Raw genomic sequence first — 2,053 nt, forward strand, 5'->3', positions numbered from 1 at the left:
CTCCCCCAAGCCCCCTCCCCTCTCCTCCCTAAGACTTTCGACTGATGGGGAGGCCACGCGACAGGAGTTCGTTCCGACAGAAGAAAAAGAGCAAATAGAGAGAATAAAGAGGGGTTATGGACGCCCCGTGAGAACGCATTTCGGAGACCAACAAAACGTGAAGACGCGACGCGGGACCGCCATCCTAGGGTAAACGGCGGGCGGGAATGCGGCGCAAGGATATAGGGGGCAGGGGCCCCTGCAAACCTCCAACCCAAGGGGAGAACCTTATGTTTAAGACCCTCCGCACAGCTCTTTTCGGTATGGGCGCGTTCCTGCTCGCCGGCGGCCTTCTGGCGGTCCCGGCTCAGGCTTCGGACTATCCGAACAAGCCCATCCAGCTCGTGAGCCCTTACGGCGCGGGCGGCGACTCCGACCTGACGGCCCGCGTGTGGGCTGAATTCGCCAAAAAGAAACTGGGGCAGCCCGTGGTTGTGGTGAACAAAACCGGAGGCGGCGGCCTGACCGGCAGCCTCTTCGCGGCCAAGGCCAAGCCCGACGGCTACACGCTGTTCCTCGCGCAGGCCGGGCCGAACATCATCATCCCGCTGACCGCCAAGGGCGCGAACTACAGCTTCGACAGCTTCGACTACATCGCCCGCATCATGGTCGCCAACTGCGCCGTGGTCGTGAACAAGGACGCCCCGTGGAACAATCTCAAGGAATTTGAGGCCGCCGCCAAGAAGGAGCCCGGCAAACTCGTATTCGCCAGCCCCGCCGCCACCTCGTGGCTGACCTTCGCCATGCGCAACTGGTTCACCGGCACCGGCGTTCAGGTGAAGCAGGTCGAATACAAGAGCGGCGGCGAAGCGGCCACCGCCGTTCTCGGCGGCCATGCCGACATGACCTTCCTCTTCCCCCAGAACTACGCGCCCATGGCTTCCGCCGACAAGCTCAAGATCCTCGCCATCGGCACCAAGAGCGACGTATACCCCAACGCTCCCACTTTCGCGGAGCAGGGCTATGAGGGCAACTATTACGGCTGGGCAGGCATCGCGGCTCCCAAGGGCACGCCCAAGGAAATCCTCGACAGGCTCGCGGCCATTTCCGAAGAAATCGTCAAGGACCCCGAATATATCAAGGCCATCAAGAACATGAACGCGACGCCCGACTACTCCACCGGCGAAGCGTGGATGAAGCAGCTCAAGGAACAGTACGCCGAAATGAACAAGGTCCTCACCGACCTCGGCCTGACCGGCAACAAGTAACACGCGGAACTCCGGGGGAAGGTTTTCCTTCCCCCGGCGGGGGGCCGCCCCTCTTCCGGCGGCCTTCCTTTCCGCCCTGCCTCGGGGTCCTCCGCCTCCCCCTTTGGGGACTTCGGGACAGGACGCAAAGGAAGCCATTCCTGAACCCACGACTCAACAGGCCATATCCTCAAAAACCTATACGAAAACCAAGGAGCAGACCATGTCCATCAAACGCTACGGCACCCCCACCAAGCCCGGCGCCCTTCCCTTCTCCAAAGCCGCCGGAGCGGACGGCTGGCTCTTCGTCAGCGGACAGGTCCCCCGCGACGCCGACGGCGAAATCGTCACCGGCAACATCACCGTGCAGGCCCGCGTCACCCTCGAAAACCTCAAGAAGGTGCTCGAATCCGCCGGGTATTCCCTTGAAGACGTCGTCCGCGTCAACGTGTTCCTCGACGATCCCCGCGACTTCGCAGGATTCAACAAGGTCTACGCCCAGTTCTTCACCGCCGAGCACGCCCCCGCCCGCGTCTGCGTACAGGCCATGATGATGAGCGACCTCCGAGTCGAAGTCGACTGCGTTGCCTACAAAAAAGACTAAAAGAAAAAGAGAGATGAGACTTGAGGAAGGAAAGGAGAACCTTTCTGAAGAAAGGTTGCTCCCTCCTCAAACCCCACCCCTCCCTCTCCCAAGACTTTCGTAATGGGGACGGGGATTATTTGAAAAACACAGAGCGGGTACGTCAGGCTTTCACCAAGAAGGCGCCTGACGCCCACAGGACGGCGGACGGCGCGGCGCAGCCGTGGCGTTCGACGCTCTGAGG

2 protein-coding genes are annotated in these 2,053 nt (G+C 61.5%); both read left to right on the forward strand.

Going from position 1 to position 2,053, the window contains the following annotated elements; genetic code table 11:
• The first annotated feature begins 269 nt into the window (after positions 1 to 269).
• Positions 270 to 1,247, forward strand: a complete 978-nt coding sequence (locus T370_RS0122110; RefSeq protein WP_005024714.1) for a Bug family tripartite tricarboxylate transporter substrate binding protein — start codon at positions 270 to 272, stop codon at positions 1,245 to 1,247.
• Between the two features lie 202 nt (positions 1,248 to 1,449).
• Positions 1,450 to 1,830, forward strand: a complete 381-nt coding sequence (locus T370_RS0122115) for a RidA family protein (protein WP_005024715.1) — start codon at positions 1,450 to 1,452, stop codon at positions 1,828 to 1,830.
• Positions 1,831 to 2,053 lie beyond the last annotated feature (223 nt).

It is taken from the genome of Bilophila wadsworthia ATCC 49260 (genome assembly GCF_000701705.1).
In the GTDB taxonomy this organism is placed as follows: Bacteria; Desulfobacterota; Desulfovibrionia; order Desulfovibrionales; family Desulfovibrionaceae; genus Bilophila; species Bilophila wadsworthia.

Coding starts and splice junctions, on each gene's coding strand:
- T370_RS0122110 (WP_005024714.1), top strand. CDS start 270: ATGTTTAAGACCCTCCGCACAGCTCTTTTCGGTATGGGCGCGTTCCTG.
- T370_RS0122115 (WP_005024715.1), top strand. CDS start 1,450: ATGTCCATCAAACGCTACGGCACCCCCACCAAGCCCGGCGCCCTTCCC.